This window comes from Chryseobacterium sp. JUb7, from assembly GCF_024806495.1.
In the GTDB taxonomy this organism is placed as follows: domain Bacteria; phylum Bacteroidota; class Bacteroidia; order Flavobacteriales; family Weeksellaceae; genus Chryseobacterium.
Window position 1 is genome coordinate 505,132 of sequence record NZ_JANUFF010000002.1, and the last position, 19,006, is coordinate 524,137.

The following is a 19,006-nucleotide window of genomic DNA, read 5'->3' on the forward strand; positions in this document are numbered from 1 at the left end:
TTAATTTTCATCAAAAGTTTAAAATAAAAAACTTTGCAAAAGTAAATCCTGCAAAGCGATAATCAATACTGTTTTATAAATAACTGAGAATCTTTTTATTTTTTCAGCTTTTCCACTCTTTTAATTTCATTCAGAAGCAAAGGAAATGCGGGTTGAGCCATTCCTCCATGATCAAAACCATCCAGTTCATACAAAGTTGTTTGCTTATGCCCTTTTAATTTCATCATTCTTGCCATGTAGGCATTTTCTTCATACCTTCCGAATAATTCTTTTTCACGATCACCTGCTATCAGTAATAATGGAGGAGCATCGGCACGGATAAAATGAAGGGGTGCAAAATCATCAATTCTTGCATCCAGTTCGTCAATTCCTTTTTCTTTTCTGGCTGTAAAATGAGAAATCATCTGTCCGCTGAAAGGGATAATTCCGGCAAGTTTATCAGCATCAATTCCATAGATATTCAGATAAGATTTGTTGAGGCCAACCATAGCTGCAAGATAACCACCTGCAGAATGTCCTGAAATAAAAATCAAATCTTCACTTCCACCGTATTTTTTTATATTTTTAAAAGCCCAGGCCGTAGCAGCCGCAGCATCTTCAATATATTTGGGTGCGTTTACTTTTGGTGAAAGCCTGTAATTAACACCAATTACTGCAATTCCTTTATTTTTCAGAGCTTCAGGTATTTCTTTTTGCCCGCCTGTCAAACCACCGCCGTGAAACCAGATTACCGTAGGAAAATTCTTTACATCTTTGGGCACATACAGATCAAGAACACATCTTTCATTAATGTAAACATCCGATCTATTTGTTTTTTCATCATAATAATGAATGTTGTTAACTGTATTATAATTCTGAGAAAATACGTTAAGGGAAAATAATGTAAGTGTCAAACAGGTAAGAATCCGAAGCATAATGAATAGTTTTAAGGTTTAAATATACAAATTTACTATTGTCTCATTTTGATAAATATTTAAATTTTATCTGATCATCCTAGAAGTAAATTTATTTTTTAAATCATTTATAAATATTTTAATTACAATTTATAATCACAAACAAAATACATTTATTAACTATTTAATATTCAACCATAACTGATTATATTTATTAAACAAAATATCAGTATGATGAAATTAAATTTGTTAGAAGAAACCCGCTTCGAAAAACTTCCGGTTTCCGTATTTGAAAATCCTCAAACTGCATCCATTGCCGTTGCTAATCGTATCGCTGACATCATTAAAAAAAAGCAATCCGAAAATCAGCCTGCCGTACTCGGTCTTGCTACAGGAGTTACACCTATTGCGGTATATGCAGAGCTCGTAAGACTCCATAAACAGGAAGGATTGAGTTTTCATAATGTCATCACATTTAATCTCGATGAATATTACCCTATGCAGCCCAATGCTGCGCAGAGTTATGTCACCTTTATGAAAGAAAATCTTTTCGATCATATTAATATCGAAAAAAGCAATATCTATATTCCTAACGGCACCATTGCTCTGGAAGGCATTCCCGCTTTCTGTTTAGAATATGAAAAGAAAATTGAAAGCCTGGGCGGACTGGACATACAAATTCTGGGGATAGGCCGGACGGGACATATCGGATTTAATGAGCCCGGTTCCGCTCCCAATTCAGGAACACGACTGGTGACTTTAGATGATCTTACCCGAAGAGATGCTGCGAAAGACTTTGGAGGCAAAAGTTTTGTTCCTACGAAAGCCGTTACCATGGGGATAGGTACTATTTTCAAGGCCCGGGAAATTATTCTGATGGCATGGAGCGGTAAGAAAGCATCTATTATAAAAAAGGCTGTTGAAGGTGAAATTTCAGGAGAAGTTCCTGCAACCTACCTGCAATTGTCCAATAATGTTGAATTTATCCTTGATGATCCTGCCGCTTCCGAACTTACCCGATTCAACACACCCTGGCTGGTAAAAGACTGTATATGGACTGACGAGTTGATTCATAAAGCCGTTATCTGGCTGGCCAATACGCTTCGAAAGCCCGTTTTAAAACTCACCGAAGATGATTACAACAATAACGGAATGGCACAGTTGGCCACAGAAAAAGGTCCTGTCTATAATATTAACATCAAAATTTTCAATAAACTGCAACATACTATCACAGGCTGGCCGGGAGGAAAACCTAATGCTGATGACTCCCAGCGTCCCGAAAGAGCAGAACCTGCAAAAAAGAGAGTCCTTATCTTTTCTCCGCATCCTGATGACGATGTTATTTCTATGGGAGGAACTTTTATCCGGCTGGTAGATCAGAAACATGATGTACATGTTGCCTATCAGACTTCCGGAAATACTGCAGTCTGGGATGATGATGCACTTCGTTTTATAGAATTCAATGTTGATTTTTCGAAAAAAATGGGCATAGGCAGTACCGAAATGCAGGCACTTTATCAAAAGATGAGAACCTTTATTGATCATAAAAAACCCAACGACGTAGATTCTCCTGAAATACAGTCCGTAAAGGGATTGATCAGAAAAGGAGAAGCTATAGCAGGAGCCCGTTATTGCGGACTGAGCGATGATCATATTCATTTTCAGTCGCTTCCATTTTATGAAACCGGCAAAAAGCAGAAAAATCCGGTCACCGAAAAAGACATTCAGTTAACGATTGAATTATTACAAAAAATTAAACCTCATCAGATTTTTTCAGCGGGAGATTTTGAAGATCCCCACGGCACCCATATTATTTGTTTTACGATCATTCTGGAAGCAATGAAACAGTTACGCAAAACAGAAAGCTGGGCAAAAGACTGTTGGTTATGGATGTATCGTGGCGCCTGGCATGAATTCGAAACTCATGAAATCGAAATGGCAGTTCCGATAAGCCCACAGGAGCTCGAAAGAAAAAAACAAGCCATCTTTAAGCACCAAAGCCAGAAAGACAAAGCCGTTTTTCCGGGCGATGATTCCCGTGAGTTTTGGCAGCGTGCAGAAGACCGGAATCGTGAAACAGCGAAAGCATATGACCAGTTAGGTCTTGCCGAGTATGAAGCAATGGAAGCTTTTGTGAGATGGAAGTTTTAGTTTTCTTATAATTTTTTATTCCCACAGATCTCGCAGATTTGCACAGATATTTATGTCTATTTTATTATTATTTTAAAAAAAAATTATGCGCAATCATCCGTGCAAATCTGCGAGATCTGTGGGGAAATATTTTCGAGATAGCTTCGTCGCTTTACTCCTTCGCAATGACGGTTTATATTTTCGTCAGTTTAGCGTATTTTAAAATTAAGTTCTTTTCACCTTCATGCATGAAAATGACTTTGGCTTTAATATTTTGAGGATCCGTACCATCAAGGAATGTGACTTCTCCGATCCCGAAACGGTCGTGTCTCACCTTATCTCCCACTTCAATATCCTGTGATGAGGCACCACTTGGATTAATAATTTTTGCGGTAGCGACAGGTTTAAGCTTGCGAGGCTCAGCAATAGGTTTTGAGCCTTCTGCTCTTTCGATGGTCTTTTTTTCTACTCTTTTAAAGCTTTTCATCTCCGAAGGATGCTCATCAAAAATATTGGATTTCACTCCGGAATTGTTAATGAAACGCTTTTCAATAGCCGGATTCACAAATTCTATATATTGATCATCAATTTCACTTAAGAATCTTGAAGGTTCTGCATCTGTAATTTTACCCCATTGGAAACGCGAAACTGCATATGAGAAAAATGCCTGTTTTTCTGCTCTCGTTAAAGCTACATAGAACAATCTTCTTTCTTCTTCCAGATCTTCTCTCGTTGCCGAACTCATAAAGCTTGGAAAAAGATTTTCTTCCAGACCAACCAGGTGAACCACCGGAAACTCCAGTCCTTTTGAAAGGTGAATGGTCATTAATGAAACCATCTCCTCTTCATCATCATCCTTATTCTGCGTATCTGCAGAAAGAGCGATATTTTCAAGGAAGTTCGGTAAGCTAGGATCTCCGTCTTCAAGCTGCATCTGCTCTTCAATAAATCCCTGCATAGAATTCATCAATTCCTGAATATTTTCTACACGGGAAATCCCTTCCGGAGTCTGATCATCTTTTAAAAACTTGATTAATCCACTGCGCTTTGCCACTTCCATCGCAACATCATAAGCCGTTTCTGTTTTAAGCAATACCTTAAATGCTTTGATCATGGACCAGAAATCATTCAGTTTATTTAAAACACCATTATTCAGTCCTAACTGCGGAGCATACATCGGCAGACTGTCTAAAACTTTCGACACAGAAATATTGTGAGCATCAGCAAAAACAATGACTTTATTCTGAGTGGTTTCTCCTATTCCTCTGGCAGGATAGTTAATAATCCTCATTAATGCTTCAGAATCATTCTCATTGATCAAAAGACGCAGATAAGCAATTAAATCCTTAACTTCTTTTCTTTGGTAGAAAGACAGACCTCCGTATACTTTGTACGGAATATTTTTACGTCTCAAAGCATCTTCAAAAGCACGCGTTTGAGAATTTGTCCGGTATAAAATAGCGAAATCGCTGTATTTTCTCTGTTCCCTGTTTCTGGTTTCCCAGATATTTCCCGCCACGAAATTCGCTTCATCAGCATCAGAAAGTGAGCGGTAGACTTTTATCTTCTCCCCTTCTTCATTTTCACTGAAAACATTTTTCTTAAACTGTTGTAAGTTTTTAGCAATTACAACATTCGCTGCGTTTACGATATTTTGTGTAGAACGGTAATTTTGTTCCAACGAAACTGTAATAGCATCGGGATAATCTTTTTTGAAATTTAATATGTTGTAAATATTGGCACCACGGAAAGAGTAAATAGACTGTGCATCATCACCTACCACACAGATATTTTCAAACTTTGAAGCCAGAGCTTTGACAATCAGATACTGAGAATGGTTGGTATCCTGGTACTCATCCACCAGAATATATCTGAATCTGTCCTGATATTTTGCCAGCACCTCAGGAAAACGGGTTAATAACTCATTGGTTTTCAAAAGCAAATCATCAAAATCCATGGCTCCGTTTCTGAAACATGCCTCAACATATTTCTGATAAATCTGTCCGATGAATTTCATGTTCGCTTTTTCATCAGCTTCCATTAATTCCGGATTGTTGTAATATGCCTTTACCGTGATCAGATTATTTTTATAGGTCGAAATTCTGGACTGAACTTTTTTAGGTTTATATAAATCTGCATCAATGTTCATGTCTTTGATCACCTTTCTGATAACATTCAGGGCATCCTGCTGATCATAGATTGTAAAGTTCGAAGGATAACCGAGATTATGAGCTTCCCCTCTCAGAATTCTCGCAAATACCGAGTGAAAAGTCCCCATCCAAAGGCTTCTTGCATTACTTTGTCCTACCACCTTTGCAATACGTTCTTTCATTTCTTTCGCCGCTTTGTTGGTAAAAGTTAACGCCAGAATATTGAAAGGGTCTACTCCATTGGTGATCAAATGCGCAATACGCATTGTCAACACACGTGTTTTTCCCGAACCCGCCCCTGCAAGCACCATTAATGGTCCCTGTAATGTGGTAACGGCTTCAAATTGTGATTCATTAAGTCCTTTCAGATAATCCTCCATGCTGCAAAAAATTTTGGGAACACAAAATTAGTGTATTATATGGAGAATTCAAATTTTAGATTGATGCTGAATATTTTTTAAAAATCACCGATTACCTTCTAAGTTTTATATTATTCAAAAACGCGGCTGAAAAACCACTTTCCGTCATTGAAGCGATAATACTTAGTCAAAGCTCTTCTATCACCTTGTTTATCATCAGAAAAAGTAAGCTGTACCAAATATTCTATGTCAGAATCATTGTAAAACTGAGGAAGTACAGCAATAGAAAAACTTGCATAGTCTAACCCTGTCATATTATTACCTTTTTGAGTAATCGCCAATTCCCTGACCGGTTTTTGAGGTGCTGTATAGTAAATATTCCCGATTTTTCCGTTATCATTGAATCTGCCTTTATAGAAAGGAGTTATTTTATTAGTTAGAAAATAATTTTCATGATCATTTTCCTCAAAATGAGAATATCCGTCTGTACCATAAGATATGAGAGGAATGATCGTTTTATTGCCTAATTTTTTCCTGATTTTATTAAAATTATCTTTATTCCAAAGCTTCACGAATACGTCATTGTTATTATTTTTTTCAAAATGTTTACAATCGTAATAAGGATCATTTCCGCATTCCGCACCTACGGTACCAATGATTTTTTTGATAAAAATATATTTTTTGGGCTGAGCTAAAAATGTTTTAAAATCCTGTTCTTCAAATAACAGATCAATAAGTCCTGAAAAATCTGTTTTACTAAGTTCCTCTACAGTTTTTTCATAACATACTTTTTCTGTTGCATAAATTTTTTCACATTCTTTGCCATTCTTATTGGGGTTTGTCGGATAAGGATCATCTTTATCTAAAACTCCGTCACCATCTGTATCCGGCCATGGGCAGCCATTATTTTCCATAGGACCTGCGACTTCCGGGCAGCTATCATCTTTATCAATGACGTCATCTTTATCCATGTCTGGCCAGGGGCAACCGTTATTTTCTTCCGGACCGGCTTTCTCAGGGCATTTATCCTGGTAAAATGGTATTTTATCTTCATCATAATCCGAAAGACATTTCTTTTTACTGAATTCTTTTCTACATTTTTTTAAAACTTCATTTTGTAAATTTTCCTGTGCCTGACAGGCAATTGAAAGCAAAAACAGAGGCAAAAAGAAAGAATATTTCATATTTTGGATCATGTATCATTGATCTGACAAAAGTCGGAAAAAAAACTTCGGGAAATTGTAACAATTAAAGTATTTTTGGAACTAATTGACAAAACAATTTCTACTTTATGAAAAAGCGACTTCTTTCTGTTGCTGCAGCGGCTTTCTTCGGAATGGCTCTGAATGCACAACAAATTAAATTCGAAGAATATGACTTACCAAATGGTCTTCACGTAATCCTTCATCAAGATAATTCTGCACCGGTAGTTACAACAGGAGTAATGTACCATGTAGGTGCTAAAGATGAAGTAAAAGGAAGAACCGGTTTTGCTCACTTCTTCGAGCACCTTTTATTTGAGGGAACACCAAACATCAAAAGAGGTGACTGGTTCAAGATCGTTTCATCAAACGGAGGGCAAAACAACGCTAACACGACCAATGACAGAACGTATTACTATGAAACTTTCCCATCCAATAACGAGCAACTGGGACTTTGGATGGAAGCAGAAAGATTACGTCACGCTGTTATCAACCAAGTAGGTGTAGATACACAGAGAGAGGTTGTAAAAGAAGAAAAAAGACTGAGAATGGATAACCAGCCTTATGGAAATCTTTTCACAACAATTCAGAAAAATCTTTTCACAAATCACCCATACAATTGGCCTACAATCGGGTCTATGGAAGATTTAAATGCTGCAAAACTAGAAGAGTTTCAGGCATTTTATAAAAAATTCTATGTTCCGAACAATGCTACTTTAGTGGTTGCAGGAGATATCAAACCTGAGCAGACTAAAAAATGGATTCAGGAATATTACGGAGGAATTCCAAAAGGAACGGTAACTCCTAAAGACTTCCCGAAAGATGCGCCAATTACTCAGGAAAAAGAAGTAACCGCTACGGACCCGAACATTCAGCTTCCTGCTTATGTTTTCGCCTACAGAACTCCGGGAAATAAAGAAAAAGATGCTTATATTTTAGATATGCTTTCTTCTTATTTAAGCAATGGTAAATCTTCAGTTTTATATAAAAAATTGGTTGATCAGGAGAAAAAAGCACTTCAGGTAGCTGCTTTCAACCAGGGTCTTGAAGATTACGGTATTTTTGCATTCTTTGCAATTCCAATGGGACAAACTACTAAAGCAACTTTACAGGCTGACATTGATGCAGAGATCAAAAAACTTCAGACCAGTTTAATTTCTGAAGAAGACTATCAGAAACTTCAGAACCAGTATGAAAACCAATTTGTAAATGCGAATTCAAGCATTCAGGGAATTGCTGCTTCATTGGCAACAAATCACGTATTGATGGGTGATACCAATCTTATCAATAAAGAAATTGACATCTACAGATCTGTAACAAGACAGGATCTTCAGAACGCTGCTAAAAAGTACCTGAATTCTAATCAAAGAGTAATCATTAATTACGTACCTGAAAAAAAATAATTCTAAAAACAGATACAAGATAATAGACTTTAATACATTATCAATTGTTAAAAAAGAATTATTAAAAATTAAATTTTTACAAATGAAAAAGCAATTAACATATATAGCTGCAGCGTTTTTATTCGCAGGAACGATTTCAGCACAAAAAATAGATCTTAATGCAATGCCAAAACCGGGACCTACTCCGGCTATTAATATTGCTAAGCCAAAAACTTTCCAACTGAGCAATGGTCTTACAGTAATGGTGGTTGAAAACAACAAATTACCAAGAGTAAATGCCAACCTTTCTATGGACAGACCTCCTTATTATGAAGGAGCAGTTTCTGGGGTAAGCTCTATCATGGCAGAACAGTTCGAAAACGGAACAACGAACATGAGCAAGGATGATTTCAATAAAAAAGTTGATTATCTTGGAGCTAATTTAAGCTTCTCATCCAATGGTGCTTTTGCCAATTCTCTTTCAAAATATTTTCCTGAAGTTTTAGGCTTGATGGCCGATGCTATCATCAACCCTAAGTTCTCTGCTGAAGAAATTCAGAGTTCTAAAGAAAGAACAATTGAAGCATTGAAATCTGATGAGAAGAATGCTTCTTCTATCGCATCAAGAGTTTCTAATGCTTTGATGTACGGAAAAAACACGTCAAGAGGAGAATTTGAAACCGTAGAATCGGTTAACAAAATCCAATTATCTGACGTACAAAATGTATACAAAAAATATTATGCTCCGGACAATGCTTATTTAGTAATCGTTGGAGATGTAAAATTTGATCAGGTAAAATCATTAGTTGAAAAAGCTTTCAACGGATGGAAAAAAGCCAATACTCCGATTTCTCAATTGGAACCTGCTTCCAATGTTGCTAAAACGGAAATTAATGTGGTAGACGTTCCTTCTGCCGTACAGTCGGTTGTTTCTTTAAATAACCTGAATACGCTTAAGATGAAAGATGCCAACTACTTCCCTGCAACAATAGCCAACTACATCTTAGGTGGAGGTGGTGAAGCAAGACTTTTCATGAATCTTCGTGAAAAAAACGGTTTCACATATGGCGCCTATTCCAGTATGAGTGCAAGCAAATATTCTCCGGAATTTTCTGCTGAAGCAAGTGTAAGAAATGAAGTAACAGATAAGGCCGTTAAGGAATTCATGAATGAACTTAATGCAATTTCTACAGTAAAACCTGAAGAATTGGCCAACGCTAAAGCGAAGCTGAAAGGTTCTTTCATCATGTCTTTAGAAAAACCGGAAACAATTGCAAGATTTGCATTAAACCAAAAAGTTCAGGATCTTCCTGCTGATTTTTATACCAATTACTTAAAATCTATTGATAAAGTAACAGCAGCAGATGTTACCAATGCTGTAAAAGCTACTATTTTACCAAATCAAAGCAGAATTTTCATTGCCGGAAAAGCGTCTGATATTTCTGAAGGTTTAGAGAAATTGGGTTACCCTGTAAAGTATTTTGATAAAGATGCTAATCCTGTTGCTAAACCTGCAGCTCAAAAAGTTGACGCAAGCGTAACAATCGGATCTGTTGCTGACAAATACATCAATGCTATCGGAGGAGCTGCTGCCGTTCAGAAAATCACTTCTATCTCTACTGATGCCACTACAAAAGTGCAGGGAATGGATATGAGTATGAAAATGGTTCAGGCAAAAGGCGGAAAAATGTCTATGAACATCAGCATGATGGGAAATACCGTTCAGAAAATCGTTTTTGACGGTAAAGAAGGCTATATGGAAGCTCAGGGACAGAAAAATCCTTTAAGCGACAAGCAAAAAGCTGAAATGTCTAAAGATACTGAGCTTTTCCCGGAATTAACTTTCGCAAAATCTGCTGAATACAAATTAGCAGGAATCGAAAAATATAACAATGAAGACTCTTATGTAGTAAAAGGAGCAAAAGAAACGTACTATTACAGTGTAAAAACTGGTCTTAAAACCGGAGAAGTAAAAACTGGAGAAGGCGGTTCTATCCCTACAAGCTATGCAGATTACAAAGAGGTTTCAGGAGTGAAATTACCATTCACTATCATTCAGAATATGGGTGGAATGGATATTAACCTGGCTGTAAAATCTTACGTGGTTAATCAGGCTAAAGATTCAGATTTCAAATAAGAATATCTCTATTTCATAGAAAAAACGGCAACAATTGTTGTCGTTTTTATTTTTATTAACATTTGCACACATCTTTTTTTGCTATTCGGTAAAAAAAGATTAAATTTGCCCATTCAAAAAGATATCAAATTAATGGATACAATATTTATATTATTGATGGTTCTTATTATGATTGCTAGCGTTTTACTGGTAATCGTTGTTATGGCTCAAAACCCGAAAGGTGGAGGTCTTTCAAGTACATTCGGAGGTGCGTCTTCTGCGCAATTTGGAGTACAAAGAACCAATGACTTTATGGAAAAAGCAACATGGAGTCTGGGTGCAGTCATTATTGTTCTTATTCTTATAAGTGTTGTTATTACAGGTAAGCCATCATTGGCAGCTCCGGCTCAAAAACAACCTGTACAGAAAGAAGCTCCGGCAAAACAGTCATCTGCTCCGGCTCAAGCTCCGGCAACACCAGCTAAATAAGTAAATACATTTTTACATATAAGAAAAGCAACTCAATTGAGTTGCTTTTTTATTTTGTTTAATTTTTTCTGAATGAATTCCAATAGGAATGCTGATCTTCAAAAAACAGACAGTGAATAAAAGAATCAAGGGACATCATCTGAAGAACCTGATGATCCAATTCCTGAAAATCAGATTTAAAAAAATCAGTATCCAGCTGAATATTTTCCCGATCTAGAATTAAAATATTGTCCGGACTGTAAAAAGGATAATTTCTGATATCCGTATTGGTTGTAATTAATTTTCTTCCGGCAGCCAAAACCTCAAAGGTCCTTATCGTTAAACCATTCTGAAAAGGTTTATTAATATCCAGTACCGACTTTGTTTTTTGATAAAATGAAATAATCTGCTGATGATTTAGTTTCTCAAAGCTTAGTTTTTTACTGTCAAACTGTTCCAGGCTTTTATCTACTATTTTCTTTAATCTAAAAGCAATTTTCCCCATTGCATAATAATAAAAGAAGGTTTTTAATCTCAGTTTATCAGCGATAGATTTCACTTTTTCCCCTACAATATAACGATCGGTGTGTGCGCTTCCTATAAAAACAATATCATAGTCGAATGAAGAAACCTGTTGATTCAGATTTTTGTATTCGTCTACGTAAAATAAAGGTCGGAAACTTAAATTATATGCAACAGAATCTTCATACTCAAATGTAAATTTTCTATCGAAATACTTTAGGTGTGAAATCAGCGTGGGATATTCCGTAAGCGGATCAAAATTATAATAGATCATTTCCATATCAGGTCGATCCTGCTTGATCTTTTCAAGAAAAAAAGTGGGAATAGCCTCTCCTTTAATGAGCAGAAAATAATCATATGGCTTATTTCCTATTTCATTTAAAATTCTCTTATAATATGAACTGATTTTTGACTGATAGAGCTTTTTATTGAAACGAATGATTCCCTTAGAAAAATTCGAATTGGAGGGTCTTTCATCATAGAAATCGACCTCAGCACCCATTTCACAAAGCCTGTTGGCAATTGCTCTTTCATATTTAAAAAAGCTAACTGACAGAAAAAGTATTTTTTTCCCTTTTAAACTCATTATTTCAAAAGGCCTTTAATTTTCATCTCCTCCAGTGATTCTTTAAACTTCACATCCTGAATATTTTGTTGTAATACCCAACTTGTAAATTTGCACATGCCCTCTTCAAAAGATATCTGTGGCTGAAAATTCAGTTTTGTCTTGATCTTACTGATATCAGCAAAATTATGCCTGATATCCCCTAAGCGGAACTGACCTGAAACATTAATTTCAAAATCTATACTATAAAACTTTCTAAGACTTTCCGCAACAGTCGTAACTGCCGTGGAAACCCCTGTTCCAATATTAAATACCTCACCATTCGCAGCATCATTTTCAATACATTTTATCGTTGCTTCAACGGCATCATCAACATGAATAAAATCCCGCGACTCTTTACCGTCTTCAAAAACATTGATATCATTTCCATTAAGGATCTGCGATGAAAAAATAGACAAAATTCCGGTGTATGGATTAAGCAGCGACTGCCCTTCTCCATATACATTCTGAAAACGTAAAGCCACCGGTGCAACACCCATCGACGAACAGGCTGTCATGACCATTTGCTCCTGGGTATATTTGGTAATTCCGTAAATAGAAGTCGGATGAATTTTCGATTCTTCGTCCGTAGGAAGTGCAGTAAGCGTCTGTCCGTCCGGATAGATAATCTCAAACTTACCGTCTCGCATCGTTTCTACATTTCGGGGCTTAGGATAGATCAATCCCAATTCCGGATGCAGGTATTTCCCTTCACCGTAAACAGCTCTGGAAGAAGCGATAATCACTTTTTTAACTTTATGCGGCTGGTTAACCAAAATATCCAGCATAATAGCTGTTCCGGAGACATTTACTTCTGTATATTTTTCAATCTGATACATCGACTGACCGGTCCCTGTTTCTGCCGCAAAGTGTACAACGACATCCTGATCTTCAAGTGCTTTTTCCCAGTCTCCAAAATTGGCAACATCACCTTTGATGAAGTTTACTTTTCCTAAAACACTTCTGTATAAAGGAGAATCAGATTCAGGATCTTCTCCGTGAATCTGTGAAGAAAGATTATCTAATATTGTTACTTCATAGCCTTTCTGTTTAAGTTCCAGAGAAAGCTTACTTCCTATAAAACCTGCTCCACCCGTTATTAGAATCTTCTTCATAGTATTAGTTTATTTTTTCCCATTTCTGAGTTTCAAAATTATATGTTTTTACAATTTTTGCAGGAGCTCCTACAATCACACAATAGTCAGGAAATTCACCTCTTACTACAGAATTTGCGCCTACAATACATTGTTTGCCGAGTATAGTTCCTGCCATGATCGCCGATCCCATACCAATATAACAGTTCTCTCCTATGATTGTGTCTTTGATCAGGTATTCCTGTTTTACCACGTGTTTATTAATTTCTTCATAATCGTGATCAATATTGGTAATAAAAACATTTGCCAATATCAGAGAACTTTTACCAATGATGAGATTTCCGGCGGATGTAATGTGTACATTTTGTGAAATCACCACATCATCCTGAATATGTATATTTCCCGACCGATGAACTTCCATTCTCAGATGCGGAAAAATTCTTACTTTTTTTCCTATAAAAACTTTTCTGATTCCCATTAAAAACAATGGTCTGCCCAAATATGACGGAAAACCGAATTTTCCAAAAAAAGGCGCATATAACACCGCTCTTAATGCCCAAAAGATTTTATAGATCATAGTTTCGTTTTAAAAATGCGAATAAAATATTTCACTTTCGAAAATATAAAAAACAAAATATACTCAAAATAATTAATTCTATTCATTTTATACATTTCCAATATATTCTTCTGAATTCCTTTTTCCATTTCAGGAATATTTGCAGAGAGTCCTGAAGCCCCGAAAGATCTTTTTCCTCCACCTGTAAATACCAGTTCTTCCCCCAGAATATACATTGCGTTGTTTTTAGAAATTTTCATCCAGTAATTGGCATCTTCAGAATATCTTTGATTTTCATCGAAAAAACCTGTATTTTCAACGATTTTTCTTTTAAACAAAGCCGTTGAAGTTTGGCCATCTACTCTTATCAGTAATTTTTTAAGGCTAATGGGTGCCAGATTATGCTCATTCGCGACATACGGAAACCAGATTTTTTCGCCATTCCTAAGACTTGTAATAAAGTCTACATTAAGATTTTTATCTGTAAGTAGCTTCATCTGCTTTTCCGTTTTATCCGGAAGCCATTCATCATCAGAATCCAAAAATGCAATATAATCTCCTTTTGCAATACTCAAACCTTTGTTTCTTGCTTTTGAAACGCCTCCATTTGGCTGATCAACAATTATAATACAGATGTCCGGATGAGTATTTTTATAATGCTCGACGACATTTTTACTTTGATCTTCAGAACCGTCATTAATCACAATCACTTCAAATTCATCCAGATTATAATTTTGATGAACAACAGAATCTAAAGCTTTAACAATAGTCTCTTCAGCATTATACATTGGAATTATTACGGAAATCATGATTTGGTTTTTAGGATGACAGAAAAAGAATCAGGAATTGCTTTCATTATAGGGAAGCCTGTTCATGATAGACCTCCCCAGAGATATTTCGTCAGCATATTCCAGTTCGTCACCCACAGAAATACCTCTGGCAATACTGGAAAAATTAACATTAAAACCTTTAAATTTCTTATAAATATAATAGGCTGTGGTATCCCCTTCCATCGTAGCACTCAAAGCAAAGATAAATTCTTTTACTTTACCTTCATTAAGCTTCTTTTCAATGCTCGAAATATTCAGTTGGTTAGGTCCTACTCCTTCCATTGGAGAAATTTTACCTCCCAAGATCAAATATTTCCCTGTATATTTCCCTGTATTTTCAATAGCAATAACATCACGAACATCCTCAACAATGCAGATCAACTGATCATTTCTCTTTTCATTGCTGCATATTTCACAAATCTCAAAATCCGAAAAATTATGACATTCTTTACAGTATTTTATCTCATTAACAAGATTAATCACTGAATTCCCCAAAGTTACCGCTCGGGAATTGGGTTGTTTTAATAAATGTAATGCCAAACGCAAAGCCGTTTTCCTGCCAATCCCGGGCAGTCCCGAGATTTCATCTACTGCTTTTGCTAAAACTTTACTAGGATAATCCATAGCTACAAAAATAGCGATAATAGTTGTAAAGTGTAAATAGTCACTTTACAATTATAAAACAATTCATGATTCATTTATAAAATAAATTCAATGTTTCTGTTTTCTGTTATCATTATCCCAACATAAGTGCTCATCAACGTAACTTATCATTGTATCTTTAAAAAAACTTCTATCTTTGCTCCTCCTAAATATTAATTGAAAATTTAAACTAAATGGTACTTAACAATTTAAATTATCCTCTGGATTTTAAATTCAAAATCACGACTCTTGCCAGTGATTTCAACATTACAGACAGGAACGGAAACTATGTGGCTTACGTTCGTCAGAAAATGTTTAAACTAAAAGAAGATGTCATCGTTTTCAATGACGAAAGCAAATCAAAAGAACTTTTCAGAATCCGTGCTAACAAATGGATTGATTTTAACGCTTCTTATGCATTAACTGAAGTAAACACCGGAAAAAACTACGGCAGACTGGCAAGAAAAGGAATGCGTTCTATCTGGAAAGCCAGCTATGATATTCTGGATGCTCAGGATCAGCCTAAGTTTAAAGTTCAGGAAAACAGTGCATGGGTAAGATTCTGGGATAATTTCGTAGGTGAAATACCAATCATCGGCATGTTTACAGGATATTTTCTTAATCCTACTTACACGGTAACAGGAATTGACGGAAAAGCCTATTTTAAACTTAAAAAAATGCCTTCTTTCTTTGGAAGAAGATTTCAGCTGGACAGACTTATTGATATTGACGATGAGGAAGAAAGCTTAGTAATCCTTTCATTATTAATGATGACCCTTCTTGAAAGATCAAGAGGATAAAATAACACAAAACCACAAACAATGAAATACCTAATTATTTTCTTTTCGGCGTTCCTTTTGGTCGCTTGTAAAAAAGACAAAACAACTGTTTCTGATAAAGGAACCGCAGATTCCATTAACATCGTTCAGGATTCTGCAAAAACAGAGGCTTCCTTAGGAAAAATTTTAGTGGAAACTTTTCCGTTTCCTACTGAAATTAAAGAATGTTCATGCTATTTTGCCAAAAATAAAGCTGATTTTGAAGCTGAAAAATACATTTACGCTGATGATGCCGGTAAAACAGCTTATATGAAACTGGACGGTAAAAGAATAGCCATGAAGCTGATCTCATCCAGCGACATGGAAGTGGATGAAGAATTAACCAAAGAAATTGAAAGTGACAACTATAAAATTTCAGTAAAAGGTAAAAAAATAAAACATGAAGAGGCCCTCCTGTTTGAAGGGACGCTGACGATTGAAAAACCTGACGGAACTGTAGAAACAATGCCTATCTACGGAGAATGCGGATGCTAATCCCGTTTCCAACAAAAATAATGCTCCTGAATTTACGGGAGCATTTTTTATTTCGTAATTTTGAGAAAAATAAATTTCATGGAATTATCTAATATAGAACCGCAGATAATATGGAAAAATTTCTCCAAATTAAATGCTGTTCCAAGACCATCAAAAAAAGAGGAAAAAGTAATTGCTTTCATCAAAGAATTTGGTGAAAATCTAGGATTGGAAACAACAGTAGATGAAGTAGGAAATGTGATCATCAGAAAACCCGCCACGGCAGGTATGGAAAATCGTAAATCGGTGGTTCTTCAGTCTCACCTGGACATGGTTTGCCAGAAAAACAATGACGTTAATTTTGATTTTGAAACAGAAGGTATCAAGATGGAAGTTGACGGTGACTGGGTAAAAGCTAAAGGAACAACTCTTGGAGCTGACAACGGTTTGGGAGTTGCTACTATTATGTCGATTCTTGAAAGCTCAGATATTGCTCACCCCGCTTTGGAAGCACTTTTCACTATTGATGAAGAAACAGGTATGACAGGAGCTCTAGGATTAAAGCCTGGTCAATTAACCGGACAAATTTTATTAAATCTTGATACTGAAGAAGACGATGAAATTGATATCGGCTGTGCCGGTGGAATTGATGTAACGATTACACAAAACTATGAAACTGAAGCTCCCAAAGGTCAAATCGTAAGAATTGAAGTAAAAGGATTACAAGGAGGTCACTCCGGAATGGATATCCACAAAGGTTTCGGAAATGCCAATATGATCTTAGGAAGACTTCTTTACAAGGGTCTGGAAAAAGAAAACATTCAGTTGATCTCTATTGATGGTGGCGGATTGAGAAATGCGATTCCAAGAGAAGCTGTAGCTATTGTTTCAGTAAGAAATGCTCAGGAATTCATCGAAGAGGCAACTACCGGACTTAAAAAAGAAATTTTAGAAGAATTTGCAACGGTAGAACCTAATATTCATATTAATATTGAAAACTCCACAAGTTCTGATCAAGCTGTTTCGGAAACTGATTCTAAAAAAATCATCCTGACATTAAAGTCTCTTCACAACGGAGTTTACAGAATGAGCCCTGATGTAAAAGATCTTGTTGAATCTTCAAATAACGTAGCAAGAGTTGAGTTAAAAGGTGGAGCGCTTAAAATTTTAAACCTTTCAAGATCATCTGTAGATTCATCTAAAGATTCTGTAGCAGAGCAATTAAAATCTGTTGCGGAACTAGCAGGAATGAATACAGAATTCAGCGGTTCTTATCCTGGATGGAAACCGAAGCCGGGGTCTGAAATTGTTCAGCTGATGGAAAAAATCTATGTTGAAAAATTCACAGAAAAGCCTCATGTTGTAGCTTGTCACGCTGGTCTTGAATGTGGAATTATTGGCGCCAATTATCCGGAAATGGAGATGGTAAGCTTTGGTCCAACGATCAGAGGAGCTCACTCTCCCGATGAAAAAGCAAATATTTCTTCAACGCAGAAATTCTGGAGTTTCACTAAAGATATTTTAGCGAATATTCCTCAAAAATAAACTGCAAAAATTTATATTTGGATATCCAGAGTCATTTGATTTTGGATATTCTTTTTTTTAATAAAGTAAGAAACGATACACCAATTATGAAACTCAAAACATTATTCGTTTTATTTTTAATTTCCTTTAAAGCATACAGTCAGGAGAAAGTAGCCGGTGATGCACTCTATTTTGAAAATTAAACTGCTTACACTCAGGCAGATCATAAAAAGTTTACCGGAATTTCACAGTATAAAAAGAAAAACGGGAATCTCAGCTATGAGACTATTTATGAAAACGGGAATCTTATAAAAGCATTGGCTTATTATAGATTTAAAGACAAACAGATGGTATCGGATGAATTTATTTATGATCCTAAAACATCTAAAAAGGTAAAACATTTCCGCTATAGTTCAGACGGATTGCAGTATTGGGAAACGCAATTTGATGAGAATGAAACCAAAACAGCTTACGATATATACAAAAATAAAATACTGATTGTGCACCAGGAATTCAAAAATAAAAAAAAGCATGGAAGTTGGCTCTGCATCAATAAGAATGGGGCAAAATGTGTAACGGAATACAATAACGGAAAAAAAATAAAACCAGAAACAAGATTATAAATTATTATGAAAAGTATCACTGTATTTTGCGGTTCAAGTTTCGGTTCTGATGATCTCTTTAAAGATCAGGCTACTTTACTTGGGCAAACCTTGGCAAAACAAAATATTCAATTGATTTATGGCGGCGCAAATGTTGGTTTAATGGGAGCTGTCGCAGACGGAGCATTAAATTCAGGAGGAAAAGTTACAGGAGTCCTTCCCCACTTTTTACAATCCAAAGAAATCGCACACAAAGAACTGACCGAGCTCATTCTTGTCGAAACCATGCATGAAAGAAAAACCAAAATGAATGAGCTCTGTGATGGAGTGATCGTTCTGCCAGGAGGGTACGGAACACTGGAAGAGTTTTTCGAAATGATCACCTGGGCACAGCTCGGACTTCATAAAAAACCAATTGCTGTTTTAAATATTGACGGGTTTTATGATGATTTGATCAAACTCGTTCAAACTATGGTTGACAAAGGGTTTTTAAAGCAAATCAATCGTGATATGCTATTAATAAGCAATACCATTGATGAATTATTAGAAATGATGAAAAATTATCAGGCTCCGAGTGTAGGAAAATGGATTTCGAAGGAGGAATTATAGTACATTTGTAATATCACAAAGAAAAGAAATA

General features: G+C 36.0%; 16 protein-coding genes and 1 pseudogene. 9 read left to right on the top strand and 8 right to left on the bottom strand.

Annotated features, from left to right (window positions below; all coding sequences use genetic code 11):
• Window positions 1–95: 95 nt before the first annotated feature.
• Window positions 96–914 (bottom strand): alpha/beta hydrolase, encoded by an 819-nt coding sequence (locus M2373_RS05900; RefSeq protein ID WP_259108582.1) that lies wholly within the window; start codon window positions 912–914, stop codon window positions 96–98.
• Between the two features lie 210 nt (window positions 915–1,124).
• On the opposite strand from M2373_RS05900, the gene nagB reads away from it, so the two are divergent.
• The gene (gene nagB, locus M2373_RS05905) at window positions 1,125–3,044 is read left to right on the top strand and encodes a glucosamine-6-phosphate deaminase (protein WP_259108583.1); all 1,920 of its coding nucleotides are present in this window, start codon (window positions 1,125–1,127) and stop codon (window positions 3,042–3,044) included.
• 172 nt (window positions 3,045–3,216) lie between these two features.
• Here the strand turns inward: nagB and M2373_RS05910 are convergent, their stop codons facing one another.
• Together M2373_RS05910 and M2373_RS05915 are read right to left on the bottom strand one after the other, a co-directional pair.
• Entirely contained in the window at window positions 3,217–5,553 is a 2,337-nt protein-coding gene (locus M2373_RS05910; RefSeq protein WP_259108584.1) for an ATP-dependent helicase, read from the bottom strand.
• An 812-nt stretch (window positions 5,554–6,365) separates the two neighbouring features.
• A pseudogene (locus M2373_RS05915) lies at window positions 6,366–6,593 on the bottom strand (thrombospondin type 3 repeat-containing protein); the annotation flags it as partial.
• A 230-nt stretch (window positions 6,594–6,823) separates the two neighbouring features.
• Here M2373_RS05915 and M2373_RS05920 point away from each other — a divergent pair.
• From M2373_RS05920 to secG, 3 genes are all read left to right on the top strand, one after another.
• Window positions 6,824–8,137 (top strand): pitrilysin family protein, encoded by a 1,314-nt coding sequence (locus M2373_RS05920; protein WP_259108585.1) that lies wholly within the window; start codon window positions 6,824–6,826, stop codon window positions 8,135–8,137.
• 82 nt (window positions 8,138–8,219) lie between these two features.
• Window positions 8,220–10,253, top strand: a complete 2,034-nt coding sequence (locus tag M2373_RS05925; protein ID WP_259108586.1) for a pitrilysin family protein — start codon at window positions 8,220–8,222, stop codon at window positions 10,251–10,253.
• A 132-nt stretch (window positions 10,254–10,385) separates the two neighbouring features.
• The gene (gene secG / locus M2373_RS05930) at window positions 10,386–10,721 is read left to right on the top strand and encodes a preprotein translocase subunit SecG (protein ID WP_259108587.1); all 336 of its coding nucleotides are present in this window, start codon (window positions 10,386–10,388) and stop codon (window positions 10,719–10,721) included.
• 58 nt (window positions 10,722–10,779) lie between these two features.
• Here the strand turns inward: secG and M2373_RS05935 are convergent, their stop codons facing one another.
• Genes M2373_RS05935 through recR form a run of 5 tightly spaced genes read right to left on the bottom strand, consistent with a single transcriptional unit; the run spans window position 10,780 to window position 14,930 of the window.
• Window positions 10,780–11,808, bottom strand: coding sequence for a hypothetical protein (locus M2373_RS05935; RefSeq protein ID WP_259108588.1), 1,029 nt, complete (start codon window positions 11,806–11,808; stop codon window positions 10,780–10,782).
• Complete coding sequence (locus M2373_RS05940; protein WP_259108590.1) at window positions 11,808–12,941, bottom strand: NAD-dependent epimerase/dehydratase family protein; 1,134 nt, start codon at window positions 12,939–12,941, stop codon at window positions 11,808–11,810. Before M2373_RS05940 ends, M2373_RS05935 begins: the two co-directional genes overlap by 1 nt.
• Window positions 12,942–12,945: 4 nt before the next feature.
• Window positions 12,946–13,497, bottom strand: coding sequence for an acyltransferase (locus M2373_RS05945; RefSeq protein ID WP_259108592.1), 552 nt, complete (start codon window positions 13,495–13,497; stop codon window positions 12,946–12,948).
• Window positions 13,494–14,285 (bottom strand): glycosyltransferase family 2 protein, encoded by a 792-nt coding sequence (locus M2373_RS05950; protein WP_259108594.1) that lies wholly within the window; start codon window positions 14,283–14,285, stop codon window positions 13,494–13,496. Before M2373_RS05950 ends, M2373_RS05945 begins: the two co-directional genes overlap by 4 nt.
• Before the next feature lie 30 nt (window positions 14,286–14,315).
• Window positions 14,316–14,930 carry a recombination mediator RecR gene (gene recR, locus M2373_RS05955; RefSeq protein ID WP_259108596.1) on the bottom strand — a complete coding sequence of 205 codons (615 nt, stop codon included), beginning with the start codon at window positions 14,928–14,930 and terminating at the stop codon, window positions 14,316–14,318.
• A 212-nt stretch (window positions 14,931–15,142) separates the two neighbouring features.
• Here recR and M2373_RS05960 point away from each other — a divergent pair, with 212 nt between their 5' ends.
• The 5 genes from M2373_RS05960 to M2373_RS05980 all read left to right on the top strand — a co-directional run bounded on the left by M2373_RS05960 (window position 15,143) and on the right by M2373_RS05980 (window position 18,975).
• A complete protein-coding gene (locus M2373_RS05960; RefSeq protein ID WP_259108598.1) occupies window positions 15,143–15,748 on the top strand; it encodes a hypothetical protein in 606 nt (201 codons plus the stop codon).
• A gap of 21 nt (window positions 15,749–15,769) precedes the next feature.
• Window positions 15,770–16,261 (top strand): hypothetical protein, encoded by a 492-nt coding sequence (locus M2373_RS05965; RefSeq protein WP_259108600.1) that lies wholly within the window; start codon window positions 15,770–15,772, stop codon window positions 16,259–16,261.
• A gap of 78 nt (window positions 16,262–16,339) precedes the next feature.
• A complete protein-coding gene (locus tag M2373_RS05970; protein WP_259108603.1) occupies window positions 16,340–17,785 on the top strand; it encodes an aminoacyl-histidine dipeptidase in 1,446 nt (481 codons plus the stop codon).
• Window positions 17,786–18,081: 296 nt separating this feature from the next.
• On the top strand, window positions 18,082–18,387 hold the full coding sequence (locus M2373_RS05975; RefSeq protein ID WP_259108605.1) for a hypothetical protein: 306 nt from the start codon (window positions 18,082–18,084) through the stop codon (window positions 18,385–18,387).
• A gap of 6 nt (window positions 18,388–18,393) precedes the next feature.
• A complete protein-coding gene (locus tag M2373_RS05980) occupies window positions 18,394–18,975 on the top strand; it encodes a TIGR00730 family Rossman fold protein (RefSeq protein ID WP_259108608.1) in 582 nt (193 codons plus the stop codon).
• Window positions 18,976–19,006 lie beyond the last annotated feature (31 nt).

Coding starts and splice junctions, on each gene's coding strand:
- nagB (WP_259108583.1), top strand. CDS start 1,125: ATGATGAAATTAAATTTGTTAGAAGAAACCCGCTTCGAAAAACTTCCG.
- M2373_RS05965 (WP_259108600.1), top strand. CDS start 15,770: ATGAAATACCTAATTATTTTCTTTTCGGCGTTCCTTTTGGTCGCTTGT.
- M2373_RS05980 (WP_259108608.1), top strand. CDS start 18,394: ATGAAAAGTATCACTGTATTTTGCGGTTCAAGTTTCGGTTCTGATGAT.
- secG (WP_259108587.1), top strand. CDS start 10,386: ATGGATACAATATTTATATTATTGATGGTTCTTATTATGATTGCTAGC.
- M2373_RS05935 (WP_259108588.1), bottom strand. CDS start 11,808: ATGAGTTTAAAAGGGAAAAAAATACTTTTTCTGTCAGTTAGCTTTTTT.
- recR (WP_259108596.1), bottom strand. CDS start 14,930: ATGGATTATCCTAGTAAAGTTTTAGCAAAAGCAGTAGATGAAATCTCG.
- M2373_RS05910 (WP_259108584.1), bottom strand. CDS start 5,553: ATGGAGGATTATCTGAAAGGACTTAATGAATCACAATTTGAAGCCGTT.
- M2373_RS05920 (WP_259108585.1), top strand. CDS start 6,824: ATGAAAAAGCGACTTCTTTCTGTTGCTGCAGCGGCTTTCTTCGGAATG.
- M2373_RS05950 (WP_259108594.1), bottom strand. CDS start 14,285: ATGATTTCCGTAATAATTCCAATGTATAATGCTGAAGAGACTATTGTT.
- M2373_RS05970 (WP_259108603.1), top strand. CDS start 16,340: ATGGAATTATCTAATATAGAACCGCAGATAATATGGAAAAATTTCTCC.
- M2373_RS05925 (WP_259108586.1), top strand. CDS start 8,220: ATGAAAAAGCAATTAACATATATAGCTGCAGCGTTTTTATTCGCAGGA.
- M2373_RS05900 (WP_259108582.1), bottom strand. CDS start 914: ATGCTTCGGATTCTTACCTGTTTGACACTTACATTATTTTCCCTTAAC.
- M2373_RS05940 (WP_259108590.1), bottom strand. CDS start 12,941: ATGAAGAAGATTCTAATAACGGGTGGAGCAGGTTTTATAGGAAGTAAG.
- M2373_RS05960 (WP_259108598.1), top strand. CDS start 15,143: ATGGTACTTAACAATTTAAATTATCCTCTGGATTTTAAATTCAAAATC.
- M2373_RS05945 (WP_259108592.1), bottom strand. CDS start 13,497: ATGATCTATAAAATCTTTTGGGCATTAAGAGCGGTGTTATATGCGCCT.